The sequence below is a fragment of the Rhodococcus sp. NPDC058532 genome (assembly GCF_042719255.1).
GTDB lineage: Bacteria > Actinomycetota > Actinomycetes > Mycobacteriales > Mycobacteriaceae > Rhodococcus_G.
Window position 1 is genome coordinate 339,942 of sequence record NZ_JBHXNU010000003.1, and the last position, 16,489, is coordinate 356,430.

A 16,489-nucleotide genomic window follows, 5' to 3' on the forward strand; every position below is an offset into this window, starting at 1 on the left:
TCTCCCCCCCCACCTGTACTGTTGGGGGACAAGACAAACCCGTCTGGGGTGTCTCCCCCGATCGGGGAAAAAATCACGCACGGGCGCGAAGCGCATGAAGGAGAAGTGAAGTGGCAGCAGACGAGTCGAACTACCTCGTCGGTCTGAATCTGACCGGCCGCCGGGTGGTCGTGGTCGGTGGCGGCACCGTGGCCCAACGCCGCCTCGGCCTGCTCGTCGCGTCCGGTGCAGCGGTGCACGTGATCGCGCGGACCGTCACGCCCGCGGTCGAGGGCATGGTCACCGCCGGACAGATAACCGCCGACCTCCGCGCCTATCGGGACGGCGACCTGGACGGCGCCTGGTACGCGATCGCCTGCACCGACGAGCCGGAGACCAACGCCGCGATCGTCGCGGAGGCCGAACGCGGCCGCATCTTCTGCGTCCGCGCCGACAGCGCCGTCCAGGGCACCGCCGTCACCCCGGCCAGCGCCTCGTTCGACGGCCTCGAGATCGGCGTGCTCGCGGGCGGGGCACACCGACGGTCGGCGGCGGTCCGCACCGCAATCGTCGAGTCCCTGCAGGCGGGCACCCTCACCGACGAGGAGACCCGCGCCCCCGGCGTCGCGCTGGTCGGCGGCGGCCCCGGCGACCCCGACCTGATCACCGTCCGCGGACGCCGACTGCTCGCCCGCGCCGACGTCGTGGTCGCGGACCATCTGGCGCCGCAGGAACTGCTCGCCGAGCTGCCGCCGCACGTCGAGGTCATCGACGCGTCGAAGCTGCCCTACGGGCGGGCGATGGCGCAGCAGGCGATCAACGAGACCCTGATCGACGGGTACCGGGCGGGTCGGTTCGTGGTCCGGCTCAAGGGCGGCGACCCCTACGTGTTCGGGCGCGGCTACGAGGAACTCGAGGCCTGCGCGGCCGCCGGGGTTCCGGTGACCGTGGTGCCCGGCATCACCAGCGCGATCGCGGTGCCGTCCGCGGCCGGGATCCCGGTCACCCATCGGGGGGTGACGCACGAGTTCGTCGTCGTCAGCGGCCACGTCGCGCCGGACCACCCGGACTCGCTGACCGACTGGTCGGCACTGGCGCGGCTGCGCGGCACCATCGTGATCCTGATGGGCGTCGAGCGGATCGGCGCGTTCGCCACCGCACTCGTCGACGGCGGACGGCCCGCCGACACCCCGGTCACGGTGATCCAGGAGGGCACCACCCGGGGGCAGCGGGAGGTGCGGGCCGACCTCGCGACCGTCGCCGACCGGATCAAGGAGGAGGGCATCCGCCCGCCGGCGATCATCGTCGTCGGTCCGACCGCGGGCTTCTCGGTAAACGATCGGTAACGTGAACGCTTGTGTCTGACTCACGCGCCACCGAAACCGCCACCGCCTCCCCCGCGAAGGCGGCCGCGACGCGGGTGATCGGGCTCGCCATCGTCGTCCTCAGCGGCCTGCAGATGATGGTGGTGCTCGACGGTACCGTCGCCAACCTGGCGCTGGCGCCGCTGCAGCAGGACCTCGGGCTGTCCGACAGCGGCCGGAACTGGGTGCTCACCTCGTACGCGCTGGCCTTCGGTGGCCTGATGCTGCTCGGTGGGCGGCTCGGTGACGCCTTTGGCCGCAAGCGGATGTTCATCGGCGGTGTCGCGGTGTTCACCGTCGCCTCGTTGGCGTGCGGCCTCGCGGTCAACGAGATCACCCTGGTCCTGGCACGGTTCCTGCAGGGTGCCGGCGCCGCGGTCGCCTCGCCGACCGCCCTCGCGCTGGTCGCGACGACGTTCGCCGCGGGACCGGCGCGCAACCAGGCGATCGCCATCTTCGCCGCGATGACCGGCATCGGGTCCATCGCGGGCCTGATCATCGGTGGCGCGTTGACCGAGGTGTCGTGGCGGCTGATCTTCCTGATCAACGTCCCGATCGGACTGCTGATCGTGGCGTGCGCGGTCGTCGCGCTGCGTGAGACGGAGAGTGAGCGCCTGCCGCTCGACGTGCCGGGGGCGATCCTTGCGACCCTCGGCTGCACCGGGATCGTGTTCGCGATGAGCGAGGGCCCCGAACTGGGCTGGACCAGTGCACCGGTGATCGGCACCGCGATCGGCGGCATCGTGCTGCTCGCGGCCTTCCTGCTCGTCGAACGCAGGGCCGACAACCCACTGCTGCCGTTCACCCTGTTCCAGGACCGCAACCGGGTCGCCACCTTCATCGCGATCTTCTTCGCGGGCGCGGTGATGTTCTGCGTTGCCGCCTACGTTGCGCTGTTCGTACAGGACATCCTCGGCTACAGCCCGCTGCGGGCGGGCATGGCGTTCATCCCGTTCGCGTTCGGGCTCGGCGCCGCCGCCGCGATCGCCTCCAAGCTCGTGGTGCGGATCCAGCCGCGCTGGCTGGTGCTCACCGGCGCCGTGATCATGGTCGTCGGACTGCTGTACGGGTCGACGCTCGAGGGGTCCGCGACCTACTGGGCCAACCTGTTCGTTCCGGTCATCGGCATCGGGTTCGGGGTCGGTCTCGCGGTGGTGCCGCTGCCGCTGTGCGCAATCGCCGGTGTCGGGCCGTCCGAGATCGGTCCCCTCGCGGCGATCGCCCAGGTCGCGCAGACGCTCGGCGGACCGCTCGCCCTTGCCGTCGTCGGGGCGATGGCGACATCGCGGACGCTGTCCCTGGGCGGGGTCAAGGGTGCGGTGGCGGACATGACCGCGGACCAGGTCGTCGCCCTCGGCAACGGCTACACCTTCGCGCTCGTTGGCAGCGCGGCCTGCGCGGCGATCGCCGGCATCGCAGCCCTGTTCATCCGGTTCACCCCCCAGCAGGTCGCGCAGGCGCAGGCCGCGGAGAAGGCGGCGCAGCAGGCGTGACCCACCGGGATCGACCGGTCAGTGGTCGTCCGCCGGCTGCAGGTGCGCGCGTTGGCCGTCGCGGTCGAGGATCGACAGGATCTCGGTCGGACCGTCGGCGGCGGTGATCGCATGCGGGGTCATCGTCGAGAACTGGGCGGCCTGACCGGCCTCGACGCGGATCGTGCGGTCGCCGAGCTGCAGGCGCACCGTCCCGGACAGCACCGTGAACCACTCGAGGCCGGGGTGGACGCCGAGCGCGTCCGCGGGCAGCGGTGTCATGTCGGTGATCCGCAGCTTCGCGACGGTGACGCCGGGCAGCGTGTTCTCCCGGGAGAGGAGCCACGTCGTGACGCCGCGCCTGCGTTGCGGTTCGGGCCGGATCACGACGTCCTCGTCGTCGGGGGACTCGACGAGCTGGTCGAGCGTGGTGTCGAGGGCGCGGGCAATCGGCACCAGCTGGTCGAGGGCGATCCGTCGGTGGCCGGTCTCGATGCGGCTGAGCGTGGACGGGCTCATGTGGCAGCGCGCGGCGAGGGCGTCCAGGGACCAGCCGCGGGCCGTTCGCAGGCTGCGGATGCGGCGGCGGACCACGTCCTCTAACACCTGATCTTGCGTCATGGGCAAGAGTGTATGCCGGATAGGCATTGTCCGGCTAGCGTGGGGCCATGGATCGACACTCGCACGCACACCATTCCGACCGTCACGGCCACGGTCACGGCCACACAGATCACGGTCACGACGAGTCCGGGCTCGCGGAGATGCTCGACCTCGACGCCGAGGTGCTCGGATCGTTCCTCGATGACCTCACCGAGTGGGCCGCACGGCGCGCACCGGCCGAGGTGCACCTCGTCGCGGACATCGGAGCGGGCACCGGCACCGGCACCCTCGCGCTGGCGCGGCGGTTCCCGGACGCGGGCCTGGCCGCGATCGACCGATCGGCGGTGATGCTCGACCGGGTCCGGGTGGCCACCGCGGCGGCCGGGCTGGGGGATCGGGTGCGCACCATCCGGGCCGATCTCGATGCGGCATGGCCCGACCTCGATTCCGTCGATGTCGCCTGGGCCGCGCTGGCGATGCACGAGGTCTCCGACCCGGATCGGGTGCTCGCCGATGTCCGGGCCGCGCTGAACCCCGGCGGCCTGCTGGTGGTCGTCGAGATGGAGGGCTTCCCGCGGTTTCTCCCCGACGACCTCGGATTCGGCAGGACCGGACTTGAGGCCCGCTGCCACGCCGCGCTGCTCCGGGCCGGGTGGAACGCTCACCCCGACTGGCGGGAGCACCTCGAGGCGGCCGGGTTCGAGGTCGCCGACCAGCGCACCTTCGCGATCGAGTGCGCCGCGACACCGAACACGGCCCGCTACGCGTCGACCTTCCTGCGGCGCGCCCGCGGCGTCCTCGCGGAGACCCGCGCCGCCGACGACCTGGCCGCCCTCGACCGGGTCCTCGGGGACGGACCGGACGGGTTGGCGGGCCGTGCCGACCTGACCGTCCGCGGCAGTCGCACGGCCTGGGCGGCGCTCCGCCCCCGGTGAGCGGTCCCGCTATCCGCGCCTGCGCAGCAGCACGGCCCCGACGCCGACCGCGGCGATGACCACCGCCGCGATGCCGACCGCGATCGGAGCGATCGGGCTGCCGTCGTCCGCCGGCTCGGCTTCGGTGTCCGCGAGGGTGCGGACCTCGGGTGCGGCCGGGGTGGTCGACGGTGCGGCGGGCGACGCCGACGCCGCGGTCCCGAAGGTCACCGGGGTGCGGGTGTCCTGGCTGCGGTCCGCCGAGCCGTGCGCGGCGACGGTGTAGATCGAGCAGGGGTTGCGGGTGCAGTCCGAATCGCCCCGGACCGCAGTCAGATCCAGTTCGGTCGTCCACCCGCCGTCGGCGATCCGGTCCGGTGTCAGGTAGGCCGTCGTGATCCACGCGGACGCGTCGGTTGCCGAGTAGCGGTCGTCCTGGATCAGCCCGACGTAGATGCCCGCCCCCGCACCGGAGAAGCCGGTCCCGGTGACGGTGACGGTCTCGCTTGCGGCGGCGAGCCCGTCGGTGCGGGACACCGTCACCGCGGCGGTTCCGGTCGGGTCGGGCACTGCGGTGATGGTGGTTGGCGCGGCGCCGACGAACGTGATCGGGGTGGCGGTGTCCTGGCTGCGGTCCGCCGAGCCGTGCGCGGCGAGGGTGTAGATCGCGCAGGCGTTGCGGGTGCAGTCGCTGTCACCGAACGCCCCGGTGACGTTCAGCGTGGTCGACCACGCGCCGCCCGGCATGTCGGCGGCGCGAATGTAGCGGGCGTCCTGGAACGCCGACGCGTCGGTGGTGGAGAACCGGTTCGACTGCGCGACACCGACGTAGATGCCGGGACCGTCGGTCGCGAAGCCGGTGCCCGACACGGTGACGCTGTCGCCTGCGGCGTCGAGTCCGGAGGTGCGGGATGCGGTCACCGCGGGCGTGCCCGCCCGCGCCGACGGCGCCGGGTGGTCGGCGGCGGGCGTCGCGGCGGCGGGCGCGCCTGCCGGGTCGAACGTCACCGGCGTGACCGTGTCCTGGCTGCGGTCCGAGGAGCCGTGCGCGGCGAGGGTGTAGATCGCGCACGGCCGGTCGAGGCAGTCGGTCCCGCCGACCTGCGCCTGCACTGGAAGGTCGACACTCCATGCGCCGCCGGTGATCTCGGCGCTGCGCACGTACACCGTGCTGGCGAACGAGTCCGCGTCGAGCGGGTTGTAGCGGGCTGTTTCGGCGAGGCCGACGTAGAGGCCCGCGCCGGCAGCGGAGAACCCGGTACCCGACACCCGAACGGTCTCCCCGCCGGCGCTGATCCCGGTCGTCTTCGCGACGGTCGTCACCGGACCACCGGTTCCGGGCGCTGCCCCCGACCCCTCGGTCGCCACCTCCGCGTCGGACGCGAACGAAATCGGATTCCACACGTCCTGGCTGCGGTCGGTGAAGATCGACGGGAAGGCCGCGAAGGCTGCGACGAAGCAGTCAGCGGCGAGGCAGTCGACGCCCTTGAAGGTGCGGGCGACCTCGATCTCCGCGGTGAACGTGCCTGCGGCGTCGGTGGTGACCTTCGCCTCCTGCCCGTACACGGTGGGGAACCCGACCACGGGCTTGGTGACGGTCTGCGCCAGGTACAGCGGGGTGTCCGGCTTGAATCCGTTGCCGGAGACGGTGACCCGCTCACCGGTGTGAAGTCCGGTGGTTCGGGACAGCGCCAATGCGCCCGCGCCGGGGGCGAAGTCGATGTCGATCGGGCCGATCGACATCGGACCCCCCGACGACCCGAATGGCAACTCGTTGGCCGCCGCCTGACCGAGCGGCATCGCCGCCGACAGCGCGACGACCGCCGCCGCGACCGCGACTCGACCGAACACCCGCATTCCCAACTCCCTGGCTCGGGTCGCCGACGCGACACCACAAGCGAACAGCAGGTGAGGCTAACCTATGTGCTGGACGGATGTTCAGGCGGACCGGTCGGCGTGGACGCCGCTCAGGTCAGGATGACCAGTTCGTTGGGGGACGCGATCTCGACCGTCAGGCCCGCCTTCGCCGCCACCCGCGCAACCCCCTGCACGTCGGTCGGCTCGGCGCGGGAGACAACGAGGGCGCGCGCGAGCAGTCCCTTGTGGTGCTTGTTGAAATGGCTGACCACCGACCGGCTCCCGTCGGGCTTCTCGGTGAGCACGGTCGCCGTCACCGCGCCGGGGACCGGTCCGAGCTGCTGGTAGGTGCCCGACCGCAGGTCCAGCACCAGGCCCTCGTCCTCCGCCTCCAGCGCCGACGTGAGCTCCGGCTTCCACAGGGACTGCAGGGTGCCCATGCCCGGCAGCCGCGACCCGCCGGAGAGTCGGTACGCGGGAATCGGATCGCCGGCCCGGACCACGCCGAACAGCGCCGAGCCGATCGCCAGCCGGGCCAGCGCCTTCGCCCGCTGGGCGCGGGTGAACGATGTCGCGTCGAGGGCGTCGAACAGGACGCCGGTGTAGCGCTCGAGCGCGGGCCGGGTCGGCGAGGTCCACAGCGCGGCGTTGCGGGCGATCTCGTCGGCCTGGCCCGCGCTCAGGCCGAGAGCCCGGCTCGACGCGTCCACGTCCGCCGCGAGGGCGACGAGGGTGTCGACCAGCAGTTCGCGGGTCGCGGTGAGCTTCAGCAGCGACAGTTCCCCGAGGTCGAGCGGGGCACCCCTGCCGCCGTCGGACTTGGTCTCGGAGGGGGGCAGCAGTACCAGCACGAGCGGTAACGGTACCGGGCCGCGGCGAACGGCAGGCGCCCCGACTATCCTGGTACCCCGTGATCACCCGCCTGTCTCAGCTGTTCCTGCGCACCCTTCGCGACGACCCGGCCGACGCCGAGGTCCCGAGCCACAAGCTGCTCGTCCGCGCCGGCTACGTCCGCCGCATCGCGCCGGGCGTCTATTCGTGGTTGCCGCTGGGCCTGCGGGTGCTGCGCGAGGTCGAACGTGTCGTCCGTGAGGAGATGGACGCCATTGGCGCCCAGGAGATCTCGCTGCCCGCGCTGCTGCCGCGTGATCCGTATGAGACGTCGAATCGGTGGACGGAGTACGGCCCCGACCTGTTCCGCTTGCAGGATCGCAAGGGTAACGACTACCTGCTCGGTCCGACGCACGAGGAGATGTTCGCGCTCACCGTCAAGGGTGAGTACAACTCGTACAAGGACTTCCCGGTCACCCTGTACCAGGTGCAGGCGAAGTACCGCGACGAGCAGCGTCCGCGCGCGGGCATCCTGCGCGGCCGCGAGTTCGTGATGAAGGACTCGTACTCCTTCGACCTCACCGACGAGGGGCTTGCCGACTCGTACCAGGCGCACCGCGACGCCTACGAGCGGATCCTGCAGCGGCTCGACGTCAAGTACGTGATCGTCTCCGCGACCTCCGGGGCGATGGGCGGCTCCGCCTCCGAGGAGTTCCTCGCCGAGTCCGAGATCGGAGAGGACACCTACGTCCGCTGCGTCGAGTCCGGCTACGCCGCGAACGTCGAGGCCGTCACCACACCCGCGCCCGCACCGATCCCGTTCGCCGGGCTCCCTGCGTCCGAGGTTCGGGACACCCCCGACGCCGCGACCATCGCCGCACTGGTGCACTGGGCGAACGAGTCCGGCGTCACGGTCGATGACGGGCGTCCGGTCACCGCAGCCGACACCCTCAAGACCATCGTGGTCAAGACCCAGCTGCCCGGCAGCGAGGAATGGGAACTGCTCGGGATCGGGGTCCCCGGCGACCGTGAGATCGACGACAAGCGGCTCGAGGCCTCCGTCTCGCCCGCCGAGTTCACCCTCCTCACCGACGCCGACTTCGCCGCCCACCCGTTCCTCGTCAAGGGCTACATCGGCCCGAAGGCGCTGCTCGACAACGGGGTCCGCTACCTCGTTGACCCGCGGGTCGCGGAGGGCACGTCCTGGATCGCCGGTGCCGACGAGGCGGGCAGGCACGTCGTCGGCATGGTCGCGGGCCGCGACTTCACCCCGGACGGCACCATCGAGGCCGCCGAGGTCCGCGACGGCGATCCCTCCCCGGACGGCGCGGGGACGCTCGTCGCCGCCCGCGGCATCGAGGTCGGGCACGTGTTCCAGCTCGGACGCAAATACACCGACGCGTTCGAGGTCAACGTGCTCGGGGAGAACGGAAAGCCGGTCCGCCCGACGATGGGCTCCTACGGCATCGGTGTCTCCCGCCTGGTCGCGGTGATCGCCGAGCAGCAGCACGACGACAAGGGCCTGCGCTGGCCCGCCGAGGTGTCCCCGGCGGACGTGCACCTGGTCATCGCGAACAAGGATGACGCCGCCCGTGCCGGCGCCGAGGTGCTCGCCGCGCAGCTCGACAAGGCGGGCCTGTCGGTGATCCTCGACGACCGCAAGGCCTCGCCGGGTGTGAAGTTCAAGGACTCCGAGCTGATCGGTGTCCCGCTGGTCGTGGTCGTCGGCCGCGGCTACGCCGACGGCAATGTCGAACTGCGTGACCGCTTCACCGGTGCGTCCCGCGAGGTGCCCGCCGACTCCGCCCTCGACGAGGTCCTCGCGATCGTCCGCGGCTGACCCGTGGCGTGAACCGTGCGTGATGTGCACCCCGACCGGGGTGCACATCACGCACCGGGCGCCGCAGGCGCGCTCAGTCGGTGGCGATGCGCCGCTCGTAGGCCGCTCGGTCGCTGCTGACCTCGAGGAACACCCGATCGAGGCCGATCCACCGACGCAGCAGCCGGGCGGCGGGGCGCGGAAACAGCTGCCACAGTGCGCTCCCCGCCGACAACCTGCCCGGCACCACCGCGTGCCTGCTGCCGCGGCGCAGCACCCGCACCACCGCGGCCGCGACCTGCTCCGGCGGGATCGGCCGGGTCAGCGGGCCCGGCGTCGTTCCGGCGATCAGTTCGGTGTTGGTGAACGACGGCAGCACCGTCGACACCCGAACCCCGCGGTCGGCGAGCTCGGCGTCGAGCGCCTCACCGAACCCGACCACCGCGAACTTGGTGCCGGTGTACACGGCCATGCCGGGGGCGGGCATCCGCCCGGCGATCGACGCGACGTTCACGATCCGTCCACCGCCGGCCGCGGTCATCCGGCGCGCCGCGGCCCTGGCACCATTCAGCACGCCGAGCACGTTGACCTCGACCGCCCGACGGACGATCGCGTCGTCCTGGTCGAGCAGCGGCCCGATCGGCATAATGCCCGCGTTGTTGATCCACACCGAGACCGGCCCGAGCGTCGACTCGACCTCGTCGAGGAACGCGGCCACCGACACCGGATCGGTCACATCGAGGCGGGCGCCGAGGACCCCCAGGTCGGCGGCCGTCGCCGCGACCCGGGCGGTGTCCACGTCCCCGATCGCGACCCGGGCCCCCGCGGCCTGCAGCGCGGCGGCGACGGCCCGACCGATGCCGCGGGCTCCGCCGGTGACGACGGCGACCCGGCCGTCGAGAACGATTCCCCTCACGCGTGCCCCTCCCGCACCTCGTCGATGGTGCGGCACGCGGTGGCGGCGGCCTCGCCGCGGTCCCGGGCCGCCGTGCCGATCGGACTCATCGTCGTCCCCCTCGGTGCGGGCGCAACGTCAGCCGGGCGCGCAGCGTCATCGCGCGCAGCAGCGTGGCACGGAAGCGGTCGGGGTAGGCGGTGGCGACCCGCTGCGTGGTGACCGTCTGCGGCTCGGTGTGCCGGACGATGCCGTCGCGGCCGTGCCGCCGTCCGACGCCGCTGGCCCGCATCCCGCCCATCGGCGCGTCGAGCGCCGCGATCGCCGACAGGTACCCGTCGTTGACGTTCACCGCACCGGCGACCACCCGCTCCGCGATCCGCCTGCCCCGGTTCAGGTCCCGCGTCCACACACTGGCGCTCAACCCGTAGTCGCCGGCGTTGGCGCGGGTGATGGCCTCGTCATCGGATGCCACCCGGTACAGCGACACCACCGGCCCGAAGGTCTCCTCCGCGCAGACCGCCATGTCGGGGGTGACGTCGGCGAGGACGGTCGGCTCGAAGAACAGCGGACCAAGGTCGGGTCGCGGTCGGCCGCCCGCGAGCACGGTCGCGCCCTTCGCGACGGCATCCTCGACGTGCGCGGCGGTGGCCGCGAGCTGACGCGGCGAGGTGAGCGAGCCCATGTCGATGTCGTAGGTGTAGTCGGCGCCGAGCCGCATCCGCCCGACCCGCTCGGCCAACCGGGTCGCGAACCGTGGATACACCCGGTCGTGCACGTAGATGCGTTCGATGCCGATGCACATCTGCCCGGCGTTCGAGAAGCACGCCTGGACCGCACCCATCACCGCGGCGTCGATGTCGGCGTCGGCGCAGACGATCATCGCGTTCTTGCCGCCGAGTTCGAGGGACGCCCCGATCAGCCGGTCCGCGCAGTGCCGGGCGATCTCCCGGCCGGTGGCGGTGGACCCGGTGAAGCACAGGTGGTCGACGGCATCGATCACCGCGGGCCCGATCCGGCTGCCCGGCCCGGCGACCACCTGCCACACCGCGGGCGGAATCCCGGCATCGGTGGCCAGCTTCCTGGCCAGCAGCAGCGTCAACGGCGCCTGCGAGTCGGCCTTGCTCAGCACCGCGTTGCCCGCGATGAGGGCGGGGATGACGTCGCCGACGGCGAGGAACAGCGGATAGTTCCACGGGGCGATCACCCCGACCAGGCCCTTCGGTCGGTACCCGACCGTGGCGCGCACCACGCCGGGCATCGCGGTGCGGGCAGGCCGGGCGCGCAGATGCCGGGCCCCGGTGCGGCCGTAGTACGCGGCCACCGACACCACGCCCTGCACCTCGACCGCCGCGTGCACGCGGGCCTTGCCGGTCTCCCATTGCATCAGGTCGCACAGCAGGTCGTGGTGGCCCAGCAGCGCCCGCCCGAACCGCAGCACCGCCCGCTCCCGGTCCCGGATCGGGGTCTGTGCCCACGCGGTCTGCGCGGCGCGTGCGGCCGCGGCCGCGGCGGCGATGGCGGCCGGGGTGGACTGCGGGACCGCCGGAAGCGCGCGACCGGTGAACGGTGCTCGGGCCCGGTGCATCTCGTCTCCGGGTGGCAGCTGACCGCGCAGCGCGGTGAGCAGGTCCGCCCCGACGCGCGGGGGCGGCGCTTCCTGGTTGGGGTCGGTGGCGCGCTCGCCGGTGGGCGAGGGGGACGGCAGCGGTGCGGATCTCATGGTCTCCTCGGTTCGGGAGAGCGGAGCGACGGGGTTGCGTGGACGGGACCGAGACGCGGGTCGGTGAACGCGGTGGATCGGCGGAGCGTCCCGGTCAGCGGTGGGTGCGGGTCACCAGACCAGCCGGACGAGGTAGCGCTCGGCGTACCTCCGTACCGCATCCTGGTCCGAGATATCCAGTTGGCCTTGTGGATTGAGCATCAGCGACACCGCGATCCGAACCAGGATCTCCGCGACCGCGTGCAGGTCCCCGTCCGACATCGTGACGCCGCTGCGTCGCAGCGTCGTCGCGACCTGCGCGGCGGCCTGGGCGATCGGGGCGCCGTCGGTGCGGTTGGTGAGCCCGAGGATCAGCTCCGGCTCGCTCTCGAGGATCCGCGTGACCAGCGGCATCTCTTGGGTGAGCCGGACGCCGCGGGTGAAGCACTCCACCACCGCGCTGCGCGGATCCCGGTCCGCGGCAACCCGGTCCAGTTCGGCGAAGAAGGCCGTGGTGTCGCGAAGGACGAGGGTCTCGACGAGGGCGTCCTTGTTCGGGAAGCGCCGGTAGAGGGTGCTGCGGGAGATCCCCGCCCGGCGGGCGATGTCGTCCATGTTGGTGCGCCGGATCCCGTACCGCTCGAACTCGTCCCGCGCGGCGTCGAGCATCGCCGTCTCGGGGGACGCGGACCGCGGACCGGGTTCGACTGGTGTTGGCATCGTGTGCAGCATATCCGTCGCCTGCGCGCATGTCGGTGTCCGCCTACAGTGCGCGAAGGCGCACCGGCAGACCGTCCTTCGGCACCGGGAGGGTGGAGTTGTCGAGTGTCCACCGGTACTCCTCAGGGGTGGACCACTCGTACCGGAGCAGCATGTTGTGCATGATCGTCTTGACCTCCATCTGCGCGAAGTACAGGCCGATGCACTTGTGCACCCCGCCGCCGAACGGCATCCAGGCGTAGCGGTGCACCCGGTCCTCCGCGCGGTCGCTCGCGAAGCGATCCGGGTCGAAGCGCTCCGGGTCGGTCCACAGCGCCGGGTTGTGGTGATTGACCAGGCCGATCGCGGCGACGTAGGTGCCGGCCGGGATGTGATGCCCGCAGATCTCGGTGTCCTTGATCGCCCGGCGCGGCAACCCGGGGACGGGCGAGTTCAGTCGCAGCGACTCCCGCATGACGCGGTCGAGGACGGTGAACTCGTCGAGGGTGTCGTAGGAGATCTCGGTGGGGAGGGCGCGGGACTGCGCCCGCGCCGTCTCCTGCCATTGCGGGTGCCTGGCCAGGTAGTACGCCATCGTGGTGAGCGTGATCGTCGAGGTGTCGTGCGCGGCCATCAGCACGAAGATCATGTGGTTGACCACGTCCTCGTCGGTGAACGTGTGCCCCTCCTCGTCCTGCGCGTGGCAGAGCACCGAGAACAGGTCCGGGGTCGGGGTGGCGCGCTTGGCGGGCAGGTGCTCGTGGAAGAAGTCCTCGAGGACCCGGCGTCCCGCCAGCCCACGGGCCCAGCGGGTGCCCGGGATGTTCTTCCGCACGATCGACAGCCCGGCGCCGACGCAGTCGACGAACGCCCGGTTGATCCGGTCGGCCTCGTCGCGCGGTAGGTCGAGGCCGAGGAAGATCTCCAGCGCCAGGTCCAGGGTGATCTGCTTGAACTCGTCGAGCAGGCGCACGGCGCCGGTGGCTCCGCCGTCGCCGAGCGGCAGCTGGGCAACCCGCTCGGCGAGCATCGGTTGCATGTCCTGCAGGTAGCCCTTGAGATGGGTGTTGCTGAAGGCCTGCTGCATGATTCGCCGGTGGTGGCGGTGCTCCTCGAAGTCCATCAACAGGATGCCGCGGCGGAAGAACGGTCCGATCAGGAAGCCCCAGGCGGGCTCGTTCGCGAACGCCCTGTCCCGGTTCATCGCGACGGCCTCGCAGCCGTCGGCGTCGAGGGGGATCACGAATCGGAGGCCGAACGAGTTGATGTAGGTGATGTCACCGTAGGCGGCGCGGCGTTTGGCGACCATGGCGACGGGGTCCCGGAAGAACCGGAGCACCTCGATCACGCCGGGGTCACCGGTGCCGTGGATCGGTTTCAGCCCGCTGCCCGTGGGGACGGTGGCCAACTGCTTGCGACGCATGGCAACTCCTGGGATGTCGGTCGGCGGGGGACGGTCAGACGGGCGTGTTGTGCAGCGGCCGCGGGTCGACGCCGACCCGTCGCCAGGCCTGGCTCGCCCACGGCAGGTACAGCACCCGCACCGGCAGCCGGTTCAGCAGCGGGTTCAGTGCCCGCATCGCCGCGGCGAAGCGCTGAAAATGCTTCTCCTTCCTGTCATCCCAGTCGAGACCGCACACCGCACGCATCTGCGGGGGGACGGTGCCGACGACGATGGTCCGGGTGAACGCGTTGAGCGGCGCGGACAGCACCCGCCAGACCGGCCTCGGGATCCGCCGGGGTCCGGGGATGCCCCTGCGGATATACCCGGTGGCGTAGACGATCGTCCGGGTCGGAACGAACCGGTCCAGCATCGCGTCCCAGTACTCGACGAACTCGGCGTAGGTGTGCGGCTGGCTGCGATCGCTGACCCCGTACAGCCGGTACCAGGCCTTGCTCTCCTCGAAGATTCGCGCCTTCTCGGCGTCCGAGAGACGGCGGATGAACGTGTCGGTGATGTAGAGGACCTGGTCAACGAACGTCGCGTGCGCCCAGTAGAACAGCTCCGGGTTCAGCGCGTGGTAGCGCGAACCGTCGGCGATGGTGCCCTTGATCGGCGTGTGGAAGTCGCGGACCGTGCGGCCCCAGCCGTGCGGGTCCGCGCTGTAGACCGTCTTCATGATCGGTGGCCCGCTGCGCCGCGCCCGGCCGAGGGTGTCGGCGAAGATCACCGAATGGTCCTCGACGGCCTTGCCGAGCTGTTCGATGCAGTTCTCGGTGCCGGCGAGCCGTTGGAAGCCGAGCAGTCCGCGCACGTCGCCGTAGTACTTCCACACCAGCGAGTCCGGGCCGAGCGGCGTCACCGGCTCCGCGGACCCGTCGTCGACGGGCATTGGCAGGGCCTCGCGGATGCCGTCCTCGAAGGTGGGTCGCCCCGGCGCGGTCGGGCCTGCGTCGCCGACGGGCGCGCGGAGTGGCGTCATGCGAACTCCTGTCGCCTGGAACGTTGGAACAAAACAATGTTTGTGTGTCATGACCGTACCTGCGTGGCCCCGGTCACACAAGTAGCTTGGGTGGGGGACGCCGACGAAAGGGCCGCGCCGTGACCGAGCTGTTCAATCCGAGCACCTACGACCCGCAGGAATTTGATCCGGAGACCCGTCGACTGCTGCGTGCGACCGTCGACTGGTTCGAGGCCCGCGGCAAACGGCAAGTGCTGCATGATGATTTGAACGCGGTCTGGGCGGAGGACTTCCTGGACTTCGTCCGCAGGGAGAAGCTGTTCGCCACCTTCCTGACACCGGCCGCGTACGGCGACGGCGACGAGAACCGACGCTGGGACGCGGCCCGCAACGCCGCGCTCAGCGAGATCCTCGGCTTCTACGGCCTCCCGTACTGGTACGCCTGGCAGGTCACCGTCCTCGGCCTCGGGCCGATCTGGATGAGCACGAACACCGAGGCTGGCCGCCGGGCCGCCGCGCAACTGGTGCACGGCGGCGTCATGGCGTTCGGGCTGTCCGAGCGGGATCACGGCGCCGACGTCTACTCCACCGACATGGTGCTCACGCCCGCCCCGCCCGGCGGCGAGCTGGCCTTTCGGGCCACCGGCGACAAGTACTACATCGGCAACGGCAACGTTGCGGGCATGGTGTCGGTGTTCGGGCGTCGCGCCGACGTCGACGGCGCCGACGGGTACGTCTTCTTCGTCGTCGACAGTCACCATCCCGGCTATCACCTGATCGACAACGTGCTGCACAGTCCGATGTACGTGAGCGCCTTCCGGCTCGAGGAGTATCCGGTGCGGGAGGCGGACGTCCTGCACACCGGCGTCGCGGCGTTCGAGGCAGCACTGAACACCGTCAATGTCGGCAAGTTCAACCTGTGCACCGGATCGATCGGCATCTGCGAGCACGCCTTCTATGAGGCGATCACCCACGCGCACCACCGGGTTCTGTACGGCAGGCCGGTCACCGAGTTCGCGCACGTGCGGGCGAGTTTCGTCGACGCGTATGCCAGGACGGCCGCGATGAAGCTGTTCAGCGCCCGCGCCGTCGACTACTTCCGGAGCGCGTCGCGGGACGACCGGCGCTACCTGCTGTTCAACCCGATGACCAAGTCGAAGGTGACGATGGAGGGGGAGAAGGTCGTTGGGCTGCTGCATGACGTGATCGCCGCGAAGGGCTACGAGAAGAGCACCTACTTCCAGGAGGCGGTCCGGTACATCGGGATGCTGCCCAAACTCGAGGGCACCGTGCACGTCAATGTCGGGCTGGTTCTCAAGTTCATGCCGAACTACCTCTTCGCGCCCGCCGAGCGTCCGGAGGTCGGGACGCGGCAGGAGGCCGCCGACGACATCTTCTTCTGGGATCAGGGTCCGACCCGCGGCGCCGCCACGGTGACGTTCCACGACTGGACCACCGCCTACCGTCGGTACGCGGACGTCCCCAACGTGGCCCGGTTCTTCGAGCAGGCGCGGGCGCTGACGGTGCTGCTGACCACCGCACCGCCGGATGAGGGGCAGCGCGAGGACCTCGATTTCATGCTCGCCGTCGGGCACCTGTTCTCGCTGATCGTGTACGGCCAGCTGATCCTCGAGCAGGCCGCCCGCACCGCGCTCGACCACGACGTGCTCGACCAGATCTTCGACTTCCAGGTCCGGGACTTCTCCGGCCACGCAACCGTGCTGCACGGGAAGGCGTCGTCGACGCCCGCGCAGCAGCAGTGGGCGCTCGGGGCGATCCGCAAGCCCGAGGTCGACGCGGCCCGCTTCGACCGGATGTGGGAGCGCGTCGTCGCCAACGACGGTGCGTACGAGATGCGCCCGTAGCGGGGCGTCCCGCGCCGCGCGTGGGTCCTCCCTGCGTTCCGGACGCCCTGCGCCGGACACCGTGATAAACAGGTGTCCGGCACTGAGGGT

The 16,489-nt window shown here is 71.2% G+C and carries 13 protein-coding genes; 5 read left to right on the forward strand and 8 right to left on the reverse strand.

All coding sequences use genetic code 11. From position 1 onward, the window contains the following. Positions 1-110 precede the first annotated feature (110 nt). Both cobA and ACFWQG_RS06145 read left to right on the forward strand, forming a co-directional pair. Positions 111-1,325: a uroporphyrinogen-III C-methyltransferase gene (gene cobA / locus ACFWQG_RS06140; protein ID WP_378506690.1), complete on the forward strand. Its 1,215-nt coding sequence runs from the start codon at positions 111-113 to the stop codon at positions 1,323-1,325. Between the two features lie 11 nt (positions 1,326-1,336). After that, positions 1,337-2,836, forward strand: coding sequence for an MFS transporter (locus tag ACFWQG_RS06145; RefSeq protein WP_378506691.1), 1,500 nt, complete (start codon positions 1,337-1,339; stop codon positions 2,834-2,836). Between the two features lie 18 nt (positions 2,837-2,854). Here the strand turns inward: ACFWQG_RS06145 and ACFWQG_RS06150 are convergent, their stop codons facing one another. Continuing rightward, entirely contained in the window at positions 2,855-3,436 is a 582-nt protein-coding gene (locus ACFWQG_RS06150; RefSeq protein ID WP_378506692.1) for a helix-turn-helix domain-containing protein, read from the reverse strand. A gap of 47 nt (positions 3,437-3,483) precedes the next feature. Here ACFWQG_RS06150 and ACFWQG_RS06155 point away from each other — a divergent pair, with 47 nt between their 5' ends. Continuing rightward, positions 3,484-4,350 (forward strand): class I SAM-dependent methyltransferase, encoded by an 867-nt coding sequence (locus tag ACFWQG_RS06155; protein ID WP_378506693.1) that lies wholly within the window; start codon positions 3,484-3,486, stop codon positions 4,348-4,350. Between the two features lie 9 nt (positions 4,351-4,359). On the opposite strand, the gene ACFWQG_RS06160 is transcribed toward ACFWQG_RS06155, so the two are convergent. Both ACFWQG_RS06160 and yaaA read right to left on the reverse strand, forming a co-directional pair. Next, a complete protein-coding gene (locus tag ACFWQG_RS06160) occupies positions 4,360-6,186 on the reverse strand; it encodes a neocarzinostatin apoprotein domain-containing protein (protein WP_378506694.1) in 1,827 nt (608 codons plus the stop codon). 110 nt (positions 6,187-6,296) lie between these two features. After that, a complete protein-coding gene (gene yaaA / locus ACFWQG_RS06165; RefSeq protein ID WP_378506695.1) occupies positions 6,297-7,037 on the reverse strand; it encodes a peroxide stress protein YaaA in 741 nt (246 codons plus the stop codon). A 59-nt stretch (positions 7,038-7,096) separates the two neighbouring features. Between yaaA and ACFWQG_RS06170 the strand changes: the two genes are divergently transcribed. Then, positions 7,097-8,857 (forward strand): proline--tRNA ligase, encoded by a 1,761-nt coding sequence (locus ACFWQG_RS06170; protein WP_378506696.1) that lies wholly within the window; start codon positions 7,097-7,099, stop codon positions 8,855-8,857. 73 nt (positions 8,858-8,930) lie between these two features. Here ACFWQG_RS06170 and ACFWQG_RS06175 read toward each other — a convergent pair whose 3' ends face one another. The 5 genes from ACFWQG_RS06175 to ACFWQG_RS06195 all read right to left on the reverse strand — a co-directional run bounded on the left by ACFWQG_RS06175 (position 8,931) and on the right by ACFWQG_RS06195 (position 14,555). After that, positions 8,931-9,752: an SDR family NAD(P)-dependent oxidoreductase gene (locus tag ACFWQG_RS06175; RefSeq protein WP_378506697.1), complete on the reverse strand. Its 822-nt coding sequence runs from the start codon at positions 9,750-9,752 to the stop codon at positions 8,931-8,933. A gap of 85 nt (positions 9,753-9,837) precedes the next feature. After that, entirely contained in the window at positions 9,838-11,454 is a 1,617-nt protein-coding gene (locus ACFWQG_RS06180) for a succinic semialdehyde dehydrogenase (protein WP_378506698.1), read from the reverse strand. A 111-nt stretch (positions 11,455-11,565) separates the two neighbouring features. Continuing rightward, positions 11,566-12,165 (reverse strand): TetR/AcrR family transcriptional regulator, encoded by a 600-nt coding sequence (locus ACFWQG_RS06185; RefSeq protein ID WP_378506699.1) that lies wholly within the window; start codon positions 12,163-12,165, stop codon positions 11,566-11,568. Positions 12,166-12,196: 31 nt separating this feature from the next. Beyond that, a complete protein-coding gene (locus ACFWQG_RS06190) occupies positions 12,197-13,555 on the reverse strand; it encodes a cytochrome P450 (protein WP_378506700.1) in 1,359 nt (452 codons plus the stop codon). Positions 13,556-13,589: 34 nt separating this feature from the next. Next, positions 13,590-14,555 carry an oxygenase MpaB family protein gene (locus ACFWQG_RS06195; RefSeq protein WP_378506701.1) on the reverse strand — a complete coding sequence of 322 codons (966 nt, stop codon included), beginning with the start codon at positions 14,553-14,555 and terminating at the stop codon, positions 13,590-13,592. A gap of 119 nt (positions 14,556-14,674) precedes the next feature. On the opposite strand from ACFWQG_RS06195, the gene ACFWQG_RS06200 reads away from it, so the two are divergent. Next, positions 14,675-16,399 carry an acyl-CoA dehydrogenase family protein gene (locus ACFWQG_RS06200; RefSeq protein WP_378506702.1) on the forward strand — a complete coding sequence of 575 codons (1,725 nt, stop codon included), beginning with the start codon at positions 14,675-14,677 and terminating at the stop codon, positions 16,397-16,399. Positions 16,400-16,489: the final 90 nt, after the last annotated feature.